Raw genomic sequence first — 21,248 nt, 5'->3', positions numbered from 1 at the left:
TTACGGGGTTCGCCGCCGAAGCATTTCCTGATCTGCGCCCTTGGTCTCGGGGCCCCGCAAACCTTGCGCGACGGGGCGGCGGCGGTGCAGGTGAAGCGAGAACGGCTAGACCGCATCGGCTCTGTCATGTAGGTCAAACCTGCACGTTCATGCGGTCATTTCGGGGTCGCGGCGTCACAGTTTTGGAGCGGTCTGTAAGATGTTCATGTTGGAAGCCAAGGACGATCTTGTTCTCGTCCGTGACGCGATGCTTGTCCCGCCACCTGCCGAGGGGCGCGGGCGACAGCAGGCTTCGGGCGTGCTGACCCCCGACGGCCAGATGGTCGAGAATTCGATCAGTTGGTCCAACAGCCAGGAAGCCGTGAACACGGCGCCGGACATGCCCGAAACCCATGAAACCCTTGGCGGAAGCTGGATGTTCGGCGGTATCCTGTACGGCCACTTCGGACATTTCATTGTCGAGTCCTTTGCCAGGGCCTGGGCATTGGCCGAACTGCGCGGCAAGATCGAGGGCGTGCTTTTCACGCCCAAGCAGATAGCCGGCAACTTCGAGCACATCGTCAAGGCGCTGCGGCCCCTGATGGATGCCATGGGTCTGGATGTGCCGGTGCGCTGCATCATGGCGCCCACGCAGGTCGAAGAGCTTTATGTGCCCCGGCAAGGTGTGGGCATGGGCGATCTGACGATCGGCAGCCGCAAGTTCCGCGATTTTGTCGCCACCCATACCGGAGCCGGCATTGCGCCCGAGGGCCCCGAGCGGATTTACATCTCGCGCAGCCTTCTGCCACCCCAGCGGGGCGGGCTGATCGCCGAAAGCCTGCTGGAGGAATATCTGGCCGAAGAGGGCTATGAGATGTTCCATCCGCAAAAGCATTCTGCCGCCGCCCAGATTGCGCATTACAAGGCGGCGCGCGACATCATTTCGGTGGATTGCTCACCTTTGCACATGGTGGCCTATGTCGGAAATGCCTCGCAACGCGTGGGGATTCTGACGCGGCGCAGCATGGACCTTGCGCCAAGTTTTGTGCGCCAGATGAAAGAGTTCAAGGGGATTGAGGCCTTTGAGGTCAATACCCTGGTTCAGGATTGGGTGCAGGGCCGCGCCCTGCGGCCCGGCCGTGGTTCTTTCGGGGAAATGGATTTCCCCCGCACATGGGAAGCCCTGCGCGAGCGCGGCATGATTTCAGGCACCAAGCCCTGGCCGCCGCTGACCGAGGATGAACGCCAGGCCGATCTTGAACGGATCAACGCCCAGCACGAGGCCAAGTTCTATCCTCTGGATGAGAACCTTGCCTTGCAGGCCAGTAGAAATAAGCCAGAAGCCAAGAAATGAGGCGTCGCTTCCCAATTGGCGGCGCATTTCAGTTGGCGAGGTCAGGAAAGGCGGCACCGCCTGTGCGGCGGGCAGGGGAAGGCGCCCATGCCGGGCGCGCCGCGCCGGATTGCAGGCGTTCTGCTGAGAAACATTTCGCGCGGGGCGGCGGCTTTGCCTGCCGCACGCCTTGCGCGCCTCATGCCGTGTCGTCGGGCCTTCGGCTGTTCCGTGGATCTGTGCTTTGCGCAGGACGGGTCTTCGGTAGGGTGTCATGCGCATTAGGCAAACGGTTTTCCCTCTGTTATGACCGCAGCCGGATTACAGGAATGTTGCTTTGTCCATGAATATTCGCCCGCGTGAACAAGAGCAGGCCGCACGATGGAAATCGAATGCGATCCGCACCGTTGTGACGACGATCAAGAACGAGGGGCCGTTTCTTCTGGAATGGCTGTGCTATCACCGGCTGATCGGCTTCAACCGCTTTGTGATCTATTCCAACGATTGCACCGATGGCACGCATGAGATGCTGCAGATTCTGGATGCGGCGGGGATTGTCAGCCATTACGACAACGGCACCCTTCTGCCCGGGCTGCCGGAAGACCCGCAGCGGCGCGCCTATTCCCGCGCGATCGCCCTGCCCGAAGTTCAGAACAGCGACTGGGTTGCCGTTCTGGATGGCGACGAGTTCTTTACCGTCAACGTGGGCGAAGGCACGCTGGACGACCTGTTCGCAGCGCTGCCGCCGCGCACCGATGCCGTTGCCGCGCAATGGCGCATCTTCGGCAATGGCGGGGTGATCCCGTTCCGGGATGACCTGCAGATCCGGCAGTTCACGCTAGCCTCTCCGAAGGACGTGCCGTTCACCCACAGCCAGTTTGCGGTGAAGTCCATGTTCAGGCCCTTGCCTGTTCAGCAACTGGGCGTTCATCGGCCCGTCTTCAAGAATTTTTACGGGATGCCGGCCCATCCGCTGCTGTTCGTCAACGGTTCGGGGGAAGACGTCACCACGCCGCTTTTGCGCAGCCGCTGGACCACCTCTCCGAAAATGGCGGGCTATGACCTGTGCCATGTGAACCACTACATGATCCGCTCAAGCGAAGTCTTCCTGATGAAGCGCTGGCGGGGCACCGCCAACAGTTCGAACGCGGAACGGATCAACTTCGACTATTATGATCAGCACAACCTGAATGTGGTTCCCGAGACCGGGATCACCCGTTGGGCTGACCGGGTAGACGAGGCGCGCGCAGAACTGTTCGGGCTTATCCCGGAGCTGGGGGGGCTTCATGCGACTGCGATCGAAGAGTATCGGAAGCAGATCGACCGGCTGAAGGCCCAGTTGCAGGCCGAGGCCCCCGATCAGTATGTGCGGCTGTTCGATCCTGCCATCCTGGAAGCCGAAACCCGGCGCCGCCAGGCCGAGTTGAAGGCGCGGCGAGAGCGCGCGGAGGCGACCCGGCCGGTTGCGCTGGATGAGGCCGAGGCGGCGGCGCCAGCGCAAGCGCGCCCTGTGATCCGGTCGCCCATCCTGCTGACGCCGCTGCACGCGGACGCTGTGGTGCCGACCATGCCGCTTTCGGCAATGACGCCCTGGGTCGAGCCGGCCGCCGATCCGGCGCCCGCCCCGGAGACGGCTGCCGCGCCGGCCGAGGCCGAGCCCCGCCCGGACGTGCCGCCGCAATGGCTGATTGATCTGCGCCGGTCGCCCTGGCGCCGCGGCTTCTATCACTCGGAAGAAGAGTTCGCCGCGCTGCATGTCGAACGAGAACGCGCGCATCTGTTCGTCAGCTTCGACAACCTGTCACAGGTCGGGGACGAACAGATTGACCGTGAGGCCTGGGGCTATGAGTTCGCGCGCAAATCGAACTGGTCGCAGCTTGGCATCTTTGCCTTCCGGGCCAACTGGTTCCGCAATGATGTCTTGTTCGATTACCTGCGTCATCTGCGCGATAGCGGGCTTTTTGCGCGCTACCAGACCGTGACCTTCTCGGGAACGTCGATGGGGGCTTATGCCGCCTGCGCTTTCTCATCCCTGGCGCCGGGGGCGCAGGTGATTGCGTTTTCACCGCAATCCACCCTTTCGCCTGCCCTGGTTCCCTGGGAAACGCGCTTTCCATCGGGGCGTTTGGCCAACTGGAAGGGCGATTTTGCGGATGCCGCGGGTGAAACCGCATCTGCGGAAAGGGTCTTCCTGATCTACGATCCGCTGGAAGCCGCAGACCGCGCCCATGTCGATCGGTTCTCGGGGCCGAACATCACCTTCCTGCCAACCCCGCTTGCCGGCCACAAGACGGCTCTGCGGCTGCGCCAGAGCGAGCTTCTCAGCAAGGTTGTGCGGGGGTTGGCGACGCGGACTCTGGATGAGACCGGCTTTCACAGGCTTTACCGTTCGGCCCGGATGCAGCCCTGGTATCTGGACGCACTTGGCGCCAGATTGCTGGGCCGCCGCCGCCTTGACTGGGTGTTGCGCCTGTCCCGGATTGCCCGGCAGAACGGGCGCCCGAATGTCGCCCGGATGCTGGAAGCGCGGGCCGCAGGGCTTGAGCCCAAGTCGCGCTGACCGAGATACGCCAAATGGAACGGACCATGGAAAGCGCCAGAACGTCCCTGAAAGAGGGTTTCCCGCGTAAGAAAATCAAGCTGCCCGATCTTGCGCTGCATATGCTGATGCAGGACAGCGCCCCGCAGCTTGTGGATTGGGTGTTGCACCACAGGGCCCTGGGGATTGAAGCCATCACGGTGCATGGCGACGGGGCGAACACGCAGGCCACGAAACTTGCGCAGGCGCTGGCCGATGCCGGGCTGATCACCTTCAGTCCGACAAATCGTCCGGGTCTGGCCAATGCCCGTTCCCGCGAGATCAGCGTTCAGGAGAAGGCGCTGCAAGCCGAAACCGACGCGCGGCGCGAGTATTTCCTCTGGCTTCAACCGGATGATTTTCTGGTGATTGATGCCGGGGCAGGGCGGCTGGAAGATCTGGTTGCCGGGCTGAGCACGGTCCCGGATCTGATCAGCCTGACGATGCAGATTGCCGGCGGGTCCGGCCAGGCGCGGTTTGCCGATGCCCCCTTGCCGACGCGGTTCACGCGGGGAACGGGCGGGGCGACCGGCCCTCTTTTCCTGGGTGTGCCGCTGCGAACGATCTTTCGGCCCGGCATGGCGCGGGCGCTGCAGACCGCCCGCCCCAAGCTCAAGGCAAAATACATTCGCCGGAAAGAGCCTGTCACATGGCTGAACGGGGCGGGGGAAGATGTCGCGGAGCGCTATCTTGAAAAGGGCTGGCTGGCGATGCCGGACAAGCCGGGCCTTGGGCTTGCCCATGTCATAAGTTTCATGGCGCAGGACAAGGAAACGTTTCTTCTGCGTCACACCGGGTCTGGAGAGACCCTGCCCTTCATGACGCCAGAGCACCTCAAGGGCACGATCCAGAGGTATTACAAGCTGAACTTCGCGATGGCCGAGATGGGGCCATTCGGGGCGGGTCCGCAGGATTTGCAGGAGACGCGCGCCGCGTTCCTGGCCGGGCATCCCGAAATTGCGCGCCTTCATGCAGAGGTGATTGCAGAGTTTTCGGGGCGTCTGGAGCGCCTGCTGGCCGTTCAAGACCCCAAGGCCGCCAAGATCGTGGCGGCGTTCCTTGCCGGGGCAAACATTACGCTCGACAGTTTTGATTGGCCGGTTCCGTTCGGGGCCCTCACCACTCCGCCGATCCTGTCCGAGGCGCAGTCGGCCTGGGCGGAACGGCTGGTTCGGACCGAAGACCAGCCTGAGGCCGAGGAAGAGGCGGAAGAGCAGATCTGGGCAGATGCCGATGATGGCCCGGACTCCGAAACGCCAGCCCCCGCGCGGGCCGACAAGGCCGTGATCGCGGCCCCGGCCTGGCTGTCCGACCTGCGCCTGTCAGGGCAGGCGCACGGGTTCTATCATTCGATGCCCAACTATGCCTGCACCTATGTTGCCCGCAGCCGGGAGCATCTGCTGATCTCGTTCGACAACCTTGCTTCGGTTCGTGAGAACCCGGTCTCGCGGCAACCCTGGGGATATGACTTTGTTCGCAAGGAGAACTGGTCGCATCTCGGGGTGCTGTCCTATGTGCCGGGCTGGTTCCGGGACGTGAACCTGCACACCTACCTGCGGTCGCTGCGCGACAGCGGATTCTTCGAGCAGTTCGAACAGGTCACGATGTTCGGCACCTCAATGGGCGGCTATGGGGCGGCGGCATTTTCGTCGCTTGCACCGGGGTGCAGGGTCGCGGCGTTTTCCCCCCAGTCAACCTTGTCGCCGCGTCTGGCAGGCTGGGATCCGCGCTATCCGACGGGCAAACGCGCCGATTGGGCGGGCCATTTCTCGGATGCGGCCGAAGAGGCGCGCAGCGCAAGCCAGGTGTGGCTGTTCTATGATCCTGCGGTGCCGATGGACCGCCGTCACGTTGAACGGTTCACCTCGCCGAATGTGGTGCGCGTTCCGTTGCGCTATGCCGATCACAAGACCGCGCTGATGCTGCGCAACGGCCGCGTTCTCAGCGCGGTGATGCGCGACATCGCCACGGGAAAGGCCAGCCTTGCCACCCTGATGAAGCACTACAGGGCGTGCCGCACCTTGCCGGATTATGTGGAGGGGCTGCGGGCCCGTGCCCAACGCAGCGGGGGCGCGCCCAGGCTTGCGCGACTGGAGCGTGCCTTGAAACAGATCGGTTAGCCGATCCTGGTGGGCGCTTGCGGAAGCGGCGCCGCTTTCACGCCGGGGGCCTTGATGCCGCCTTTATGCGCGGCAGCCGGAATGGGCTGCGCGACTGGCGAGACGCTCGGATGGCGATCGCCATGCGGTGGCCGGGCCGGATCGGGCAGGCCCGTCCCCACGGTTCACGGGCAACGGGGGCCGGGAACGGCCCCCTTGCAGACATTGATGGCAGCCGTGGCCCGGGGCCGGCCTGCGTGCGCCCGACATCCGGCGCCCGCAAGCCGCCGCCTAGGACAGCGCGGCCATCTCCATTTCCTGCCGCCCGCAAGAGGGCAAGGGTCTGTGGCCGTGCCCTTGCAGGGGGCGTTGGCCGTTGCGGGCAAGCCGGTCGGCCATGGACCGCGCCCGGCGGCCCGGAACCAGCAGCCGAACCGGGGGGAACAGCTCGGGCACAACGGTTTCGGTGTTCGCCAGTTCGGGGAAGATCGCAAGGATTTCCTCAAGTTGCGCGGGGTTGACCGCTTTCAGCGCCTCTGGCCCGGTGAACAGCGATTCCGTGGGCGCGCCGTTCGACCAGACGATCTGGTGCTGATCGAACAGGAAGTGGACATATTCGATCTGGTCCAGATCCTGCGCCACGGCAAAGCCATCCATCCCAAGCAACTGCTTCGCGGCGACAAGCACCTCTTGCACGCCGAACATCCGTTCGGGAACCGCGCCGCGCACCAGAACGCGGTGTTGCGGCGAAACGATCAGGTCAGCCTCGGGCATACCGGCCCCCATCGCCCCGGCGCGGATGCGGACCGGGCGCAGGTGCGGCGACCGCGCCAGATCCAGCGCATTGAACCGCCGCTTGCCAATCCAGCGCACCGGCTGATAGCCGTTGTCCAGCGTCAGCACCATGTCGCCGGCCGAAAGGTCGCCGGCGCGGACGGGCCCTTCAAGGGTAAGGATCAGCGCATCGGCCCCGAAACATACGACGGCGGTGTTGTCGAAGTTCAGGAAGCCGGAGGCGACGCCTGTCATTTCAAGGCTGCCGGTGATGCCCAGTTCGGTGCGGTAATCGGTGCCATTGATGATGCCGTCGATCTTGCCATCCGCGGCATCCGCCCGCAGCATCCCGAGTTCGGTGTGGAAGGCCTTGCCGCCCGCCGCCGTGATCTTGGTGTTGACCGCCCCGAGGGCAGACGTGTCATAAATGCCCGACAGATCGACAAAGTCATTGTCGGTATGGATGCCGTTGCTCAGCACGCCGCTGTCAGTACCGAAATCGGTAATCACATCGTTGGTGGCGCCGGTCCAGATGAACAGGTCATCGCCCGTGCCGCCGGTCAGCCTGTCGTCGCCGGCCCCGCCATCAAGCGTATCGTTGCCCGTCCCGCCATTCAGGCTGTCGGCCCCGTTGCCGCCAAGAAGCGAGTCATTGTTGGCCCCGCCGTCAAGGCTATCGGCCCCGTCACCGCCGACAACCGTATCGTTGCCGGTGTTGCCAAAAAGGGAATCATCGCCGCCGAAGCCATAGATCTTGTCGTTGCCGTCGCCGCCATCGACGGTATCGTTGTAACCCGTGGCAGTGTCACCATCCTCGCCATAGATGTTGTCATTGCCATCGCCGCCACGGATCAGGTCAGCGCCGGCCTGGCCCCAGAGAACATCGTTCCAGATCCCGCCATCAAGCGTATCGGTGCCGCTTCCGCCGGTCAGCGTATCCTTGCCGTCGCCGCCGGAGACCGAGTCATTCCCGGCGCCCCCCGCAACAACATCGTCATCGGCCCCGCCATCGACCGTATCGTTGTCAGCGCCGCCGTCGAGGTTGTCTTTTCCCGTACCGCCAAGGATCAGATCGGCGCCGGCCTGACCAAGAATGGAGTCGCCGTCAGCCCCCCCGTCAATGGTGTCACCGCCATCGCCGCCTTCAAGGTGATCGAAACCTGTGCCGCCCAGGATCGAGTCGGCACCCCCGCCCCCAAGAGCGACATCGTCGTCAGCACCGCCGTCGATGGTGTCATCACCCCCAAGGCCATAGATCGAATCACTGCCGTCGCCGCCAGTGATGATGTCGGCAAAGCCTGTCGTCTGGTCACCGGCAGTCGTATCGGCGTCGCCCCAGATCTTGTCATTGCCGGTACCGCCTTCAAGCGAATCCGTACCTGCACCACCGATCACATGATCGTCGCCGTCACCGCCGCTGACCGTGTCATTGCCACCACCGCCCGTGACGGTATCGTTGCCTTCTGAACCATCGGTCAGGTCGTCATCGGCGCCGCCATCGACATAATCGTTGCCTTCTCCGCCCCAGAGGGAATCGCTGCCATCGTCGCCATTGACGGTATCGTCGCCAACCCCACCGCTCATGAAGTCGTTGCCAGACCCACCGGCCATGTAATCGTTGCCGGCATCGCCCCAGATGGAATCCTTGCCGCCACCGCCATACATGCTGTCGTTGCCGATGCCGCCGTACATCGTGTCCTGGCCGATGTCGGAGTCGTATTCGACAAGCATGTCGTTGCCGGCATTGCCATAGTACAGGTCATTGCCGCTGCCGCCGTAGATCCATTCACCGTTGGCGGCGGAGTTCGACCCGGGAAACAGCACCGGCGAGGTATAGTTCCCGCCAGTGATCGTGTCGTTTCCGCCCTCGCCGTATATCCGCAGGTTGGAACCGGAAGTGTTCGTATAGTTGTTGTTGCCGGCGCCCAGCATTGTGTCAGCCATGACCGTCCCCTAACCCTCAACCCATGCGCAATTCACGGCGCAGGCACACCTGAAACAGGCCCGTCCCGGATCGCGACGCGTTTCCGGGGCGGGCAGCGATAATCAAACCGAAGTCACGGATCATGTGTGACATTGCGAAATGACTGGTGAACCGAACATATAAGATTCGGCGGAGTAGAATATTCGCTGGTTGGCGTCAGGGCTGTAATCGCCTCGCGAAGGGTGCGCGTTCCTCTGGACGGGGCGCCTTCGGATTGCCCGTTACAGGGGCATTACCGGAAACCGAATCATGCGCAGGATGCTGTCGGGAATTTCCGGGGCATCGCTGCCGTAGACCCCGCAGCTTGCAAGGTCGCTCTTGCGAAGAGGGCCGTTCGAGACCCGTTGGAAGATGATCTGGGTGGAATAGACCGGGCGCATCTGGGCGTTGTTCGCGGTCAGAAGAATGCCGCTCAGAACCGGAACCGAGGGCAGGGGCGGCGGATACAGGATCACCGACTGGATGCGCGCATGTGGTTTGCCGACATTCTGCACATCGAACATGTAGATGCGCTCTCCCAGCATCTGGACGATGCCGTTGATCTTGTTGGGAGCGCGGGCCTTGCGCTGTTCGCCTGCGTTGGTCAGGAAATAGACCGTCTTGATGGTGGTCACATCGCCATCCTGGCCGATCACCGAACAGGCCCGAATGATCTTGCCTGGTGAGGCGCGGGACGCCAGATAGGCGTGATAGACGCCGCAATACGGCGCCAGGGCAAGGCGCGTTTTCGCCATGTTATCAATAAGCTGGTTGAAGGCCCGCGCGGTTCCGGCGGGCAGGCCAACCAGACGGGGCGGGGGGCGCCACCGTTGGGCGAATCTTTCGGCGGGCAGAAGCAGATCATCGGGCCCAAGCCCGAAATGCCGGGCGATGGATTGCAGCGTCACAAGCGAGGGCATACCCTGCCCGTTCAGATACTTGTTGAGCTGCTGGCGATTGATCCCCAGCTCATCCGCCGCCTGCGATACGGTGGGGTACTGTCCAAGCAGGGTGCGCAGGTTCCGGGGAAAGTGATGATGGTCTTGCCTGCGCATCGTGGTTTCGCCTGATCAACCGGCCAGGTGATAGGTTGGTTCGTTTTCCTGCTTGTTCAGGCAATCCCGGATCTCGGCGGGAATCGACGGATCATCGCAGGGAACCATGCCGCAGGCCCGCAGGTCGCTGCGCAGGTGGCGGTGCCCCGCCAGCCGTTGCAGGACCACCGCCGATGTGTAGATCGGGCGGTTTCCGTAGCTGAAGCTGCTGAGCATGTAGCCGTTCAGATACTGATCGCCGGAGGTATAGTTGGGGTAGAAGATCGCAAAGCCCGGCGTCAGCTCATCATCGGTATCGCCGCAGTCGATGGTCTGGATGCGGTCCTTGACATAGGTCACCACCTGCTGGCTGCGGCGGATTTCCTGCAGGCGCCACGGGGTGCCGGGGAACGAAAACCGTTCGAGAACCTTCGCGATGGTCGTGCCGTTTCTCTGGAGGACCACGGCATAGGTCCGCAACAGGGATGACGGCATCATGGGTATCCGGGTATAGCGGAAGTAGCGCCCGACATAGGGCGCCAGCGCCGGGGCCGATCGTGCCGCGGCGCCGGACAGCACACGAAGGAACACATCGCCATCCGTCCCGAGGGCGGGAACCGGCCCGGCCTGCATGGCGCGCTTCATTTCGGACAGCGGCAGGGCCAAAGCCTCGGTCGGCACCGAGAAAACGGCGGAAAACCTGCGCAATGTGTTCAGGGAAGGGATGCTTGATCCGTTCAGATACTTGTTGAGCTGCTGCCGGTTTATCCCCAGCCGTGCCGATGCCACCGAGATCGACGGAAACTGCGCCACCAGATACCTGATATTCAGCGAAACGCCCGCCGTATCTTCCATTTGACGCTGATCCATGGATGCCCTGCGGCCGCGATCTTAACCTGAATACACAAAGACACATATACTGCCCGTTTTGCGTATTCCAGCCGTCTTGCGTGGTGAAGCAGGATCATATTGGAGTGCGATAATTCATTATTTAAGAAACATGAATTGGCGCCATATGTGGAAAGGGGCCTGATCCCGCGATCGGGGGTCTGCCCCTGTTTCTGTGGCCGTCAGGATGACTCCCTCTGAAAGACCGGCCATGCTATCAAGGGGGTATTGCACCAACCGGATTTACCGTGATGCCCGCCTATGCCCATTCCGGCAGCAAAAACGACCGCAGTGACTGGCAGTTGCTGGAGGACCATCTGCGACAGGTGGCTGACCTTGCCGCCGCGAAAGCCGCGCCCCTGGGCCTGGCCGAGGCGGCCCGGCTTGCGGGGAAGCTGCACGATTTCGGCAAGCACGACCCTGCCTTCGACCGTGTGCTGCAGGGCCGGCAGGAACGGGTGGATCATTCCACCGCCGGAGGCATGTTGCTGATCCGCCGGTCGGACCCCAGAACCGGCTTTGCCGCCGATCTTCTGGCGCAGGCGATCCTTGGGCATCACGCGGGCCTGCCCGACAGCCTGGGCGACGCTTCGCTTTCGGCGCGGCGCGATGGCTATGTCGATCGTATTCCCGCCGAGGTGACGGCCGCGACCGATGTTGACCTGATGCCCGCCGCGCGGGAACTGGTGGCAAAGACCCGTCCCGAGAGTCCGGCCTTCGATCTGTCCCTGGCGGGCCGGATGGTGTTTTCCTGTCTGGTCGATGCCGACTTTCGCGACACCGAGGCCTTCTATGGCAAGACCGACCCGCTGGCGCGCGACTGGCCCCTGCTGGCGGATGTGCTGCCCGACATGCGGGCGGCCTTCGACCGGCGCATCGCGGGGTTTGCCGACACTGACCTGAACCGGCTGCGTGGCACGATCCTGACCCATCTTCGCGCGCAGGCCGCCCTTCCACCGGGCCTGTTCACCCTGACCGTGCCCACGGGGGGCGGCAAGACCCTGGCCTCGCTTGGGTTCGCGCTGGATCACGCGCAGGCGCACGGCCACCGCCGGATCATCTATGCGATCCCCTATACCTCGATCATCGACCAGACGGCGGCCACCTTCCGCGACATGTTCGGCGACCTGGTGCTGGAGCATCATTCGGCCATCGACAGCGAAAAGCCGGGGGCCGAGGCGCGCGACAAGCTGCGGCTGGCGATGGAGGACTGGGCGGCGCCCCTGGTGGTGACGACGAATGTGCAACTGTTCGAAAGCCTGTTCGCGGCCCGCCCCTCGCGCTGCCGCAAGCTGCACAACATTGCGGGCAGCATCATCATTCTGGACGAGGCGCAATGCCTGCCGCGCGGCCTGCTGGCGCCGACGCTGAAGATGATCGAGGCGCTGGCGGCGCAGTATGGCTGCACCATCGTGCTGTGCACCGCTACGCAGCCCGCCTTTGACAGCGCCGAACTGGACCGCCACGCGAAGCGCAAGCGCAAGATCGGGCTGGCGCTGACCGGGCGCGAACTGGCGCCCGACCCCGAGGGATTGTTCCGCCGGCTTCGCCGTGCGCAGGTGGTGGACGGCGGGCCGATGGAGGACGGTGCGCTGGCGGTGGCGCTGCAACAGGCGCCGCAGTCCATGGTGATCGTCAACAGCCGCGCCCATGCCCTGGCCCTGTTCCGCAAGGTGCAGGACCAGCCCGGCGCCCTGCACCTGACCACGCGGCAATACCCCGCCCACCGGCGCGAGATCATTGCCGATATCCGGCAGCGGCTTTCGCAGGGGGCACCCTGCCGGCTGATCGCGACCAGCCTGATCGAAGCCGGCGTCGATCTGGATTTTCCGGTGGGCTGGCGGGCCGAGGCCGGGCTGGACAGCGTGATTCAGGCGGCGGGGCGCGTGAACCGGGAAGGGCGCCGCCCGCCGGAGGACAGCACACTGACGCTGTTTTCGGCGCCCGACCATCCTGCCCCGGCCGAGATCCGGGCGCTGGCGACGGCAATGCGGGCCACGCTGGCAACATTCGGCAGCCCCGCCTTGGGCGACCCGCAGGCCATCCGCCATTGGTTCGAAGAGGTCTACTGGCGGGCCGGCGACGCGCGGCTGGACAGCGAAGGTCTGCTGGACAGGTTCCTGTTCACCCCCCGAGGCCCGGTGAACTTTGCCTATCGCAGCGTTGCGGCCGCCTATCGCATGGTGGACAGCCCGCTTCTGCCGGTCATCATCCCCTGTGAGGGGTCGGATGACGCCATCCGGCAACTTGCTTTCGGGCAAATCCCTTCAGGCAAGATCGCCCGGGCCTTGCAGCCCTATACCGTACAGATCCCCGCCCGCGCCCGCGAAAAGCTGCGGGTCAATGGCAAGGGAGGCTTCGTGGCGGCAGAACAGCGCGGCGACCAGTTCTTTGTCCTGTCGGAAACCGAGCTTTATCGCCGCGACATCGGCCTTTTCTGGGAAGGGGCCGAGGATCTGGGCGAGGACCAGATGTTCATCTGAAGGCGCTGGACATGAAAACCCCCGCTGAGGCATTCGCTTTAGCGGCCTAACCTGAGCAGATTCTGCTGGGTCGATAAAGGGCTATACTTGCGCTCATGGCCCTCAGCGCCCGTCGGCTCGCCGTAGATCTTGACCGCATCGCATAGTCAATGGCAGCCGCGAACGCATCGCCAACCGCTTTTGAGGTAAGCGCCGTGGCCGTCTGTAGTCAGCTGGACGCGGGTTACCAGCCAAGCGGATAGATCAAACATGAACTCGCTAGCGGTTGCCGCCGAACGGTCGCCAACTTCAAAGGCCAGCATCATCTTGTTGTCGCGGTCAATCGCAGTTCACGTCCACACATCGCCAGCGCCATTCAGAGCGGCTTTGGCTTCGGCAAAGTTCTTGTCTTTGGCGTATACGAACGACCAGATTTCATCGCACTGGACTTGTTGCGTTTTCACGTTGTGCACGGTCACATCGTGGTAAGCGGCACAGGCTTTCCCGGCGTCTTCAAGCAGCTTGGTCACAGTGTTGATGGAGACACCCGTATGCGACTGATGCGAACGCATGGACGCCCCCTCAACCAGAAGGTTCAGGATGGTGGCGCGGGTTTTAATGTCTAGCTTGTTCATGCGTTTTGTATGTGAAATTTTGCTTATCGTTAAGCATGATTTTATGATTCACAAAGTAAGCGCCGTACGCTAGAAATAGCACACGGCGCTTAGTGGATGGTGCACCCGGTCAGATTGAAGTTGACGACCTGGATACTAGCAATCACCCGCTCTATTCACTGAGCTACGGGTGCGTGAGGGTGCCGCGAAAGCGGCTTTAGTTACCTCCTCATGTGCCACCGCCCGGGCCGGCTTCACGGCCTTGCGCTGGGGTTGCATCATCGGCAGGAGGCGGTTCACCGCCAAGCTTCTCGCCTCCTGCCGTATCCCACTCTTTCAAAGCCCACCCAATGTGACCGCCCTTGGACACAACGTCCGGCGACCGCGACAATAGGCTTGAAAGCACGTTCTGCGGTGCGTTGCCCGCAAATGTAATCCCGTCCTTACCGATCATGTCCAACAAGTCCGCAGTCTTCACAGGCGCACCAATTAGGCGCAGGGCCTCAATGACCGCGTTTACGGCCTCCATGCTCTTTCCTGACAGCGGGGCTCCGCGCGAACGTGGCGCGGCACTTGACAGAAAGGACTTTGGCGGAGCAGCGTCGCCCTTGGCAAACGAGGCGACCGCAGCGCCATACGACGCGCCAGCCGCGCCATAAGCGTCACGTGTAGCGCGCAACGCCTTCAACTTGATGTATGCCGGATGAGCCTCCAGCAAACGCTCCTGGGCGGTAATCTCTCCGTTCAAGATGTCCAAGAAGTTCATGTTGTGGCCCCCTGAGTCGCTTCCGCAAACTCTAGGCCCAGCCACGTTAGTTGTCAATATTGATGGGGCGTGGACGTGGATGCGTCTTCGGTCAACGCGCCGCCGCGGCCTTTCGTGCAGCTTTTGCGCGTTCTTCTGCTGCCATTGACGCAGCGCGAGCCGCCCCGCCCTTCTTGCCCAACGCCTTCGCCGCCGGGTCTTTCCCGTCATCAACCGGCACGTCGTCAACTTCACCAATCGCAATCCTGCCGACCAGCACGGCCAGTCCGATTGCGTTGGCGGGGCGCTTCTCTCCGTTGGGACCTTTAGGCATGTCCGGCCTCGGCAAGCAGAGAAGCCTTCGCGTCTTCAATCTTGTCGGCCCCAGGGCCGGAGTAGCCTTCAATCTGGATCACCTTCGTGCCAGCGTGAGCATTCTGGTCAATGTTGTGTGCGTTCATGTGGTGCCAACAGTGTTCAACGAAGAATGCCTGCGCTTCGGAGTCGTAGCACAAGCTCCACCAGTCTTCTGTTTCGGCAAACGATCCCTTTGTTTGCTTGGCAATCTCTCTTTTCAACACTGGCATGGTGTTCTCCGTATGCTTCACGCTAAGCATATAGGAACCCGTGGCGCTGGGCGATACCCCTGTCAAGGCCGCCCGATTTTCAAACTGAGACACCACCGAGTTGATTGCGGCAGGCCAAGGCCTTCTGAAAATCATTCGCTTCATATTTTGCGAAAAAGAATTTGTCAGGCAATTCGCCTTATGGAAAAGTATAAAAGATTTTAATCGCCTCTTGGTGGCATTTGTGGTGTGGGGGATTTCATGTCCTATGGCATAAGATTGCACGTCCGGGGGCGCCATGCGCTGTTCACGCGCCCGGAACTCAAGGTGGAGCGGGCATCCTATGATGTCATGCCGCCCTCGGCCGCGCGGGGAATTCTGGAGGCCATCCACTGGAAGCCCGCCATCCGCTGGGTGATTGACCGCATCCATGTGCTGGAGCCGATCCGGTTCCAGTCGATCCGCAGGAATGAGGTGGGCCACAAGGCCCCGGCGGGCAAGATCAGGCAGGCGATGAACCGGGGTGATCTTGGCGGGGTGCAGCTTCTGGTCGATGAAGACCGCCAGCAGCGTGCCTCGACCGTGCTGGTGGCGCCGGCCTATGTGATCGAGGCGCATTTCGTGCTGACCCCGCGCGCGGATGCCGATGACAGCGAAGGCAAGCATCTGGACATCTTCAACCGCCGGGCGGCCCGGGGGCAGTGCTTTCATCAGCCCTGCCTGGGCACCCGCGAATTCGCCGCCGATTTCGCGCTGATCGCCCCCGGCGCGCCCCTTCCCCCGCGCAACTCCGAGGCGGAAACCTCCGATCTTGGCTTTGGCGCCCCCCGCGATCTGGGTTTCATGCTGTGGGACATCGACCACGCCAAACCGGGGCGCCCGTCACTGCTGTTCCGCGCCAGCCTGCGCGATGGTGTGATGGAGGTGCCCCAGCCCGGCAGCCCGGAGATCCGGCAATGAACCTGCTTTCGGCCCTTGCCGCCGCCTATGACCGCCTGCCGCACGCGCCGCCCTACGGCTATTCTTCGGAGAAGATCGGTTTCTGCGTGATCCTGAACCCGGATGGCACGGTTGCCGAGGTTGCCGACCTGCGCGGAACGGACAAGAAGCGCAGTCCGCGGATCATGCAGGTGCCGGCGGCCGTCAAGCGCGCTGTCAACATCGCGCCGAATTTTCTTTGGGACAAATCCGCCTATGTGCTGGGTGTCGCAGGGGAAGGGGCGAAGCGGGTGGACGAAGTCCATGCCGCCTTCTGCGCGCGCCACCGGGACTGGCTGGACGGCACGACGGACGAAGGTCTTGTGGCCTTCCTGCGCTTTCTGGATGCCTGGAGACCCGACGCCTTTGCGGCGCTGGGGCAAGAAGACATTCGCGACGCGAACATCGTTTTCAGACTGGGGTCGGAGCGCGGCTTCCTGCACGACCGCCCTGCCGCCCGCGCATTGTGGCGCCGGATCGGGGCCGAAGGCGCCTCGAACCCGCAGACCTGCCTGCTGACCGCGGAAAAGGCGCCGGTCGCCCGACTGCATCCGTCTGTCAAAGGTGTCTGGGGCGGCCAAAGCTCGGGTTCCAGTCTGGTCTCCTTCAACCTCGACGCTTTCACCTCTTACGGCCACGAACAGGGCGACAATGCCCCGGTGTCCGAGGCGGCGACCTTCGCCTATACGACCGCGCTGAACCTGTTCCTGTCGGACAAACACCATCGCCTGCAGATCGGCGACACCTCGACGGTGTTCTGGGCCGAGGCCGAGGAGAGCGCGGCCGCCGAGGCCGAAAGCCTGTTTGCCGGGTTTTTCGATACCGCGCCGACCCGGGAAGATATTGCCGCAATCGAGGCGACCCTCGCGCAGAAGGTTGGCGAAAAGCTGGGCGCCATCCGCGAGGGCAAGCCGCTGGTGCAGATCCTGCCTGATCTTGCGGGCGCGCGGTTCCATGTTCTGGGCCTTGCGCCCAATGCCGCGCGCTTGTCGGTGCGGTTCTACTGGGACAGCACCTTTGGCCAGCTTGTGGCGAATTATCAGCGATTTCTGGCTGACATGGCGCTGGACCCGCCGCCCCGCGACGGCTGGCCGCCGCTTTGGCGGTATCTGGTGGAACTGGCCGTGCAGGGCAAGCGCGAGAACGTGCCCCCCCTGATCGCCGGGGAATGGATGCGCGCCATCCTGACCGGCGGCCGCTATCCGATGACGCTGCTGTCCACCACCCTGATGCGGGTCCGCTCCGACGGCGAGGTGAATGCCTATCGCGCCGCCATCCTGAAATCTGTCCTGAAACGCAACCTTTCCATGGAGGCCCCCGTGGCGCTTGATCCTGCCAATCAGAACAAGGGCTATATCCTTGGCCGCCTGTTCGCCGTCTATGAAGAGGTTCAGCGCGCCGCGCTGGGCGGCCATGTGAACGCCACGATCAAGGACAAGTTCTATGGCGCGGCCTCGGCCACGCCGCAGAAGGTGTTCCGCACACTGGATGCGGGATCGCAGAACCACTTCTCCAAGCTGCGCAAACTGTCGGCGGGACGGGCGGTGAACCTTGAAAAGCTGCTGACCTCGATCACCGATCTGATGGAGCCGGGGAACGACCCGATCCCGTCATCGCTTTCGGCGGCGGAACAGGCGCTGTTCGGCATCGGGTATTACCACCAGCGCAGCGATTTCTTCCGCAAGCGCGACGAGGCCGACCCCGAGGGTTCCCCTGTGACGGACGCCAGCGCCTGACCGTCCGATTTCCCCTATGGATTTGCCGAAAAGGACAGCCCCATGACCCCCCTTTCCCGCCGCCACGATTTTGCGCTGATCTTCGATGTGACCAATGGCAACCCCAATGGCGACCCGGACGCCGGCAACATGCCGCGGCTTGACCCGGAGACCAACCACGGTCTCGTCAGCGATGTCAGCCTCAAGCGCAAGATCCGCAACTATGTTGACCTTGCCCGCACGGGCGAGGTGGGCCACCACATCTATGTTCAGGAAGGCGCCATCCTGAACGAGATGCATCGCAAGGCCTATGTTGCGCTGCGCCCCGATGACACGAAGGCGGCCAAGGATGCCAAGCTCAACCCCAAGGACGACGCCGAGGCGCTGAAACTGCGCGACTGGATGTGCGCCAATTTCTTCGATGTGCGCACCTTTGGCGCCGTCATGTCCACCGGCATCAACTGTGGCCAGGTCAAGGGGCCGGTGCAGATGACCTTTGCCACCTCGGTTGAACCGATCATGCCGGTCGAAATCACCGTCACCCGTATGGCCGCCACCAATGAGGCCGAAAAGAAGAAGGCTTCGGAAGGCGGGGACGACCAGCGCAGCGACAATCGCACCATGGGGCGCAAGCATATTGTTCCCTATGGCCTCTACCTTGCCCATGGCTTCGTTTCGGCGAAGTTCGCGGAAAAGACCGGGTTTTCGGAAGATGATCTTGCCCTGCTGTTCGAAGCCCTGACCTCGATGTTCGAGCATGATCGGTCTGCCGCGCGGGGCGAGATGACCACCCGCCGCCTGATTGTCTTTCGCCACCAGAATGCGCTTGGCAACGCCCCGGCTCACAAGCTGTTTGACCGGGTCCGTATCGGCCGCAATGTCGAAGGGGAGTGGCGCGCGCTGGATGACAGGGGGTTGGGCAACCTGGCGCCGGCCCGGCGGTTCTCGGACTATGTGATCGAGATTGACCGCGAAGGCCTGCCGGAAGGGGTGGAGATCCTGGATCTGGTGTAAATGGAACCCATCCCCCTTTCGGCCATCCAGCACGCTGTCTATTGCCTGCGGCAGGCGGCGCTGATCCATCTGGAGCGGCTTTGGGCCGAGAACCGCTTCACTGCGGAAGGGGATGTGCTGCATACGGTGGCCGACAAGGGCGGCTCCCGGCGCATCAAGGGCGTGCGGCGGGTCTTGTCGCTACCCCTCGGATCGGCGCGGCTGAACCTGTCGGGCGTGGCCGATCTGGTTGAGTTTGGCCCCGACGGAACGGCCTTTCCGGTGGAATACAAGCGCGGCAAGCCCAAGCTGCACCGCGCCGACGAGGCGCAGCTTTGTGCGCAGGCGCTGTGTCTGGAAGAGATGACCGGCCGCCCCGTTCCCGAGGGCGCGCTGTTCTACGCCGAGACGCGGCGGCGGGTCACCGTTCCCTTCGATGCAGACCTTCGTGCCCTGACGGAAGCTGCCGTTGTCGATCTGGCCCGCGTCTTTGCCGCCGAGGAAACCCCGCCGCCCACGCTGCAGAAATCCCGCTGCCGGGCCTGTTCCCTGCTTGACCTCTGCCGCCCCGAAGCCTGTGGCCGCCCCGCCCGCGCCTGGCGCGACCGGGCGGTTGCAAGGGCGCTTGAGGATACGGACCCATGAAAAAGCTGCTGAACACCGCCTATGTCACCTCGGAAGGGGCCGCGCTGCACAAGGATGGCGAAAACCTGGTGGCCATGATCGACGGCGCCGAGAAATCCCGCGTTCCCCTGCACATGCTGGCCTCGGTCGTGGCGTTCGGCCCGGTTCTTGTCACGCCCGCGCTGATCGGCGCCTGTGCCGAGCGCGGCATCACGCTTGTCCTTCTTGATCGTTCCGGCCGCTTTCAGGCCCGCGTCGAAGGCCCCGCCCAAGGCAATGTTCTGCTGCGCCGCGCGCAGTACCGGCTGGCAGAAACCGGGAATGACCGTGGCGCCGACATCGTGCGGTCTTTCGTTCTGGCCAAGATCGCCAATCAGCGCGCTGTCCTGCGCCGGGCGATCCGTGACCACGCAGCCGGCCCGGGGCTGGAGGAGGCCACCGAACGCATGGCCCAGATCCTGCGCCGGGTGCAGCTTTCCGACAGGACAACCGACCAGTTGCGCGGATCAGAGGGCGAGGCCGCGAACCTTTACTTTGCCGTCTTCGACCGCCTGATCCGCAGCCCCGACGCTGCCTTGCGCTGGACCGGCCGGTCGCGCCGCCCGCCGCTGGATGCGATGAATGCGCTGCTGTCGTTTCTTTATACCATGCTCACACATGACTGCCGGTCGGCCTGTGAAAGTGTCGGCCTCGACCCGGCCGTGGGCTTTCTGCACCGGGATCGCCCCGGCCGCCCCTCGCTGGCGCTGGATCTGATGGAAGAGCTGCGTGCGCCTCTGGCCGACCGGTTGGCGCTGTCGCTTGTCAACCGGCGCCAGTTGCGGGCCGGGGATTTCCGGCAGACCGAAAGCGGCGCCGTGCTTCTGACGGACGAAGGGCGCAAGACGGTGCTGACCGCCTGGCAAGAGCGCAAGCGAGAAGAGCGCCAACATGCCTTCCTGGACGAAAAGGCCCCGCTGGGGCTGGTGCCGCATCTTCAGGCGCAGCTTCTGGCCCGCCACCTGCGCGGCGACATGGATGCCTATCCGCCATGGTTCTGGACCTGACATGCTCGTCCTTGTGACCTATGATGTGAACACGCTGGAAGCGGGCGGCAGGAAACGCCTTCGCAAGATCGCCCAGGCCTGCGAGGATTACGGCCAGCGCGTCCAGTTCTCGGTCTTCGAGGTTGAGGTTGACCCGGCGCAATGGACCAGGCTCAAGGCACGGCTGGAGGGGCTGATTGACCCCGCCCATGACAGCCTGCGCTACTACTATCTTGGCGCCAACTGGGAACGCCGCATCGAACATGTGGGCGCGAAACCCGCAAAAGACCTGAACGGCCCGCTGTTCCTCTGACCCAATCTGCGAACCTGCAGCATGGCGCCTTCCCCGCCCAGGTTCGCACCCTTTCCAGCTCTTTGAAATCGTGAAACATTCCTGTCGCCTGCGCCGGAAAACACCCGGGCGGAACCAGAACCGCCCGGCGTTCGCGGCCAACGCCCGATTTCCTTTTTGTCCTCCGCCGGATATACTCCCCACAGTCGCCCCCACCCGGGGGCGCGGATCGAAACCCGTTTTGCCTCGCCCATGGCGATGATGGCCTCTGCCGTCGCCCCCACCCGGGGGCGCGGATCGAAACCAGCTTGCCCACCGCGCGAAGCTGGCCCAGCACGGTCGCCCCCACCCGGGGGCGCGGATCGAAACCGGCGGAATGCGGGTGGTTGTCACTGGCGATTTCGTCGCCCCCACCCGGGGGCGCGGATCGAAACAGGTGATGGTGCTGAATGGTGGCATTGAACCACCGGTCGCCCCCACCCGGGGGCGCGGATCGAAACGTTGCCGACAAACAGGTAGGGCTCTTTCCCGGTCTCGGGTCGCCCCCACCCGGGGGGCGCGGATCGAAACCCGCCCCAAATTGCAG

General features: G+C 63.5%; 16 protein-coding genes and 1 pseudogene. 10 read left to right on the top strand and 7 right to left on the bottom strand.

What is annotated here, in order from left to right:
- Window positions 1-199: 199 nt before the first annotated feature.
- The 3 genes from C5F44_RS15275 (at window position 200) to C5F44_RS15265 (ending at window position 6,010) form a co-directional block, all read left to right on the top strand.
- On the top strand, window positions 200-1,333 hold the full coding sequence (locus C5F44_RS15275) for a glycosyltransferase 61 family protein (protein WP_107674416.1): 1,134 nt from the start codon (window positions 200-202) through the stop codon (window positions 1,331-1,333).
- 322 nt (window positions 1,334-1,655) lie between these two features.
- Complete coding sequence (locus C5F44_RS15270) at window positions 1,656-3,872, top strand: glycosyltransferase family 2 protein (RefSeq protein ID WP_107674415.1); 2,217 nt, start codon at window positions 1,656-1,658, stop codon at window positions 3,870-3,872.
- A 26-nt stretch (window positions 3,873-3,898) separates the two neighbouring features.
- Window positions 3,899-6,010, top strand: coding sequence for a hypothetical protein (locus C5F44_RS15265; RefSeq protein WP_146161965.1), 2,112 nt, complete (start codon window positions 3,899-3,901; stop codon window positions 6,008-6,010).
- Window positions 6,011-6,280: 270 nt separating this feature from the next.
- On the opposite strand, the gene C5F44_RS15260 is transcribed toward C5F44_RS15265, so the two are convergent.
- The 3 genes from C5F44_RS15260 to C5F44_RS15250 all read right to left on the bottom strand — a co-directional run bounded on the left by C5F44_RS15260 (window position 6,281) and on the right by C5F44_RS15250 (window position 10,630).
- Entirely contained in the window at window positions 6,281-8,707 is a 2,427-nt protein-coding gene (locus tag C5F44_RS15260; RefSeq protein ID WP_107674413.1) for a Hint domain-containing protein, read from the bottom strand.
- A 261-nt stretch (window positions 8,708-8,968) separates the two neighbouring features.
- Complete coding sequence (locus C5F44_RS15255; protein ID WP_107674412.1) at window positions 8,969-9,781, bottom strand: helix-turn-helix domain-containing protein; 813 nt, start codon at window positions 9,779-9,781, stop codon at window positions 8,969-8,971.
- 15 nt (window positions 9,782-9,796) lie between these two features.
- Window positions 9,797-10,630: a helix-turn-helix domain-containing protein gene (locus tag C5F44_RS15250; protein ID WP_107674411.1), complete on the bottom strand. Its 834-nt coding sequence runs from the start codon at window positions 10,628-10,630 to the stop codon at window positions 9,797-9,799.
- A 269-nt stretch (window positions 10,631-10,899) separates the two neighbouring features.
- Between C5F44_RS15250 and C5F44_RS15245 the strand changes: the two genes are divergently transcribed.
- Window positions 10,900-13,131: a CRISPR-associated helicase/endonuclease Cas3 gene (locus tag C5F44_RS15245; RefSeq protein ID WP_107674410.1), complete on the top strand. Its 2,232-nt coding sequence runs from the start codon at window positions 10,900-10,902 to the stop codon at window positions 13,129-13,131.
- 77 nt (window positions 13,132-13,208) lie between these two features.
- Here C5F44_RS15245 and C5F44_RS18360 read toward each other — a convergent pair.
- The 4 genes and pseudogenes from C5F44_RS18360 to C5F44_RS15220 form a co-directional block, all read right to left on the bottom strand.
- Window positions 13,209-13,745, bottom strand: a pseudogene (locus C5F44_RS18360) (IS1 family transposase); the annotation flags it as partial.
- A gap of 208 nt (window positions 13,746-13,953) precedes the next feature.
- On the bottom strand, window positions 13,954-14,490 hold the full coding sequence (locus C5F44_RS15230; RefSeq protein WP_107674408.1) for a hypothetical protein: 537 nt from the start codon (window positions 14,488-14,490) through the stop codon (window positions 13,954-13,956).
- A 91-nt stretch (window positions 14,491-14,581) separates the two neighbouring features.
- Window positions 14,582-14,803: an RNA-binding protein gene (locus C5F44_RS15225; protein ID WP_107674407.1), complete on the bottom strand. Its 222-nt coding sequence runs from the start codon at window positions 14,801-14,803 to the stop codon at window positions 14,582-14,584.
- On the bottom strand, window positions 14,796-15,200 hold the full coding sequence (locus C5F44_RS15220; RefSeq protein WP_146161964.1) for a hypothetical protein: 405 nt from the start codon (window positions 15,198-15,200) through the stop codon (window positions 14,796-14,798). Before C5F44_RS15220 ends, C5F44_RS15225 begins: the two co-directional genes overlap by 8 nt.
- Window positions 15,201-15,296: 96 nt before the next feature.
- Between C5F44_RS15220 and cas5c the strand changes: the two genes are divergently transcribed.
- The 6 genes from cas5c to cas2 are packed head-to-tail and all read left to right on the top strand — an operon-like array spanning window position 15,297 to window position 20,683.
- Window positions 15,297-15,995: a type I-C CRISPR-associated protein Cas5c gene (gene cas5c / locus C5F44_RS15215; RefSeq protein ID WP_107674405.1), complete on the top strand. Its 699-nt coding sequence runs from the start codon at window positions 15,297-15,299 to the stop codon at window positions 15,993-15,995.
- Entirely contained in the window at window positions 15,992-17,749 is a 1,758-nt protein-coding gene (cas8c, locus tag C5F44_RS15210; RefSeq protein WP_107674404.1) for a type I-C CRISPR-associated protein Cas8c/Csd1, read from the top strand. The genes cas5c and cas8c overlap by 4 nt, the downstream gene beginning before the upstream one ends.
- Window positions 17,750-17,791: 42 nt before the next feature.
- Window positions 17,792-18,742, top strand: a complete 951-nt coding sequence (cas7c, locus tag C5F44_RS15205) for a type I-C CRISPR-associated protein Cas7/Csd2 (RefSeq protein ID WP_107674403.1) — start codon at window positions 17,792-17,794, stop codon at window positions 18,740-18,742.
- On the top strand, window positions 18,743-19,366 hold the full coding sequence (gene cas4, locus C5F44_RS15200) for a CRISPR-associated protein Cas4 (RefSeq protein WP_107674402.1): 624 nt from the start codon (window positions 18,743-18,745) through the stop codon (window positions 19,364-19,366).
- On the top strand, window positions 19,363-20,391 hold the full coding sequence (gene cas1c, locus C5F44_RS15195; protein WP_107674401.1) for a type I-C CRISPR-associated endonuclease Cas1c: 1,029 nt from the start codon (window positions 19,363-19,365) through the stop codon (window positions 20,389-20,391). Before cas4 ends, cas1c begins: the two co-directional genes overlap by 4 nt.
- A 1-nt stretch (window position 20,392) precedes the next feature.
- Window positions 20,393-20,683: a CRISPR-associated endonuclease Cas2 gene (cas2, locus tag C5F44_RS15190; RefSeq protein WP_107674400.1), complete on the top strand. Its 291-nt coding sequence runs from the start codon at window positions 20,393-20,395 to the stop codon at window positions 20,681-20,683.
- Window positions 20,684-21,248: the final 565 nt, after the last annotated feature.

Origin of the sequence: Fuscovulum blasticum DSM 2131, from assembly GCF_003034965.1 — a bacterium.
Lineage (GTDB): Bacteria > Pseudomonadota > Alphaproteobacteria > Rhodobacterales > Rhodobacteraceae > Pseudogemmobacter > Pseudogemmobacter blasticus.
This window is presented reverse-complemented; position numbering and strand designations above follow the sequence as displayed.

Coding starts and splice junctions, on each gene's coding strand:
- C5F44_RS15275 (WP_107674416.1), top strand. CDS start 200: ATGTTCATGTTGGAAGCCAAGGACGATCTTGTTCTCGTCCGTGACGCG.
- C5F44_RS15270 (WP_107674415.1), top strand. CDS start 1,656: ATGAATATTCGCCCGCGTGAACAAGAGCAGGCCGCACGATGGAAATCG.
- C5F44_RS15265 (WP_146161965.1), top strand. CDS start 3,899: ATGGAAAGCGCCAGAACGTCCCTGAAAGAGGGTTTCCCGCGTAAGAAA.
- C5F44_RS15260 (WP_107674413.1), bottom strand. CDS start 8,707: ATGGCTGACACAATGCTGGGCGCCGGCAACAACAACTATACGAACACT.
- C5F44_RS15255 (WP_107674412.1), bottom strand. CDS start 9,781: ATGCGCAGGCAAGACCATCATCACTTTCCCCGGAACCTGCGCACCCTG.
- C5F44_RS15250 (WP_107674411.1), bottom strand. CDS start 10,630: ATGGATCAGCGTCAAATGGAAGATACGGCGGGCGTTTCGCTGAATATC.
- C5F44_RS15245 (WP_107674410.1), top strand. CDS start 10,900: ATGCCCGCCTATGCCCATTCCGGCAGCAAAAACGACCGCAGTGACTGG.
- C5F44_RS15230 (WP_107674408.1), bottom strand. CDS start 14,490: ATGAACTTCTTGGACATCTTGAACGGAGAGATTACCGCCCAGGAGCGT.
- C5F44_RS15225 (WP_107674407.1), bottom strand. CDS start 14,803: ATGCCTAAAGGTCCCAACGGAGAGAAGCGCCCCGCCAACGCAATCGGA.
- C5F44_RS15220 (WP_146161964.1), bottom strand. CDS start 15,200: ATGAAGCGAATGATTTTCAGAAGGCCTTGGCCTGCCGCAATCAACTCG.
- cas5c (WP_107674405.1), top strand. CDS start 15,297: ATGTCCTATGGCATAAGATTGCACGTCCGGGGGCGCCATGCGCTGTTC.
- cas8c (WP_107674404.1), top strand. CDS start 15,992: ATGAACCTGCTTTCGGCCCTTGCCGCCGCCTATGACCGCCTGCCGCAC.
- cas7c (WP_107674403.1), top strand. CDS start 17,792: ATGACCCCCCTTTCCCGCCGCCACGATTTTGCGCTGATCTTCGATGTG.
- cas4 (WP_107674402.1), top strand. CDS start 18,743: ATGGAACCCATCCCCCTTTCGGCCATCCAGCACGCTGTCTATTGCCTG.
- cas1c (WP_107674401.1), top strand. CDS start 19,363: ATGAAAAAGCTGCTGAACACCGCCTATGTCACCTCGGAAGGGGCCGCG.
- cas2 (WP_107674400.1), top strand. CDS start 20,393: ATGCTCGTCCTTGTGACCTATGATGTGAACACGCTGGAAGCGGGCGGC.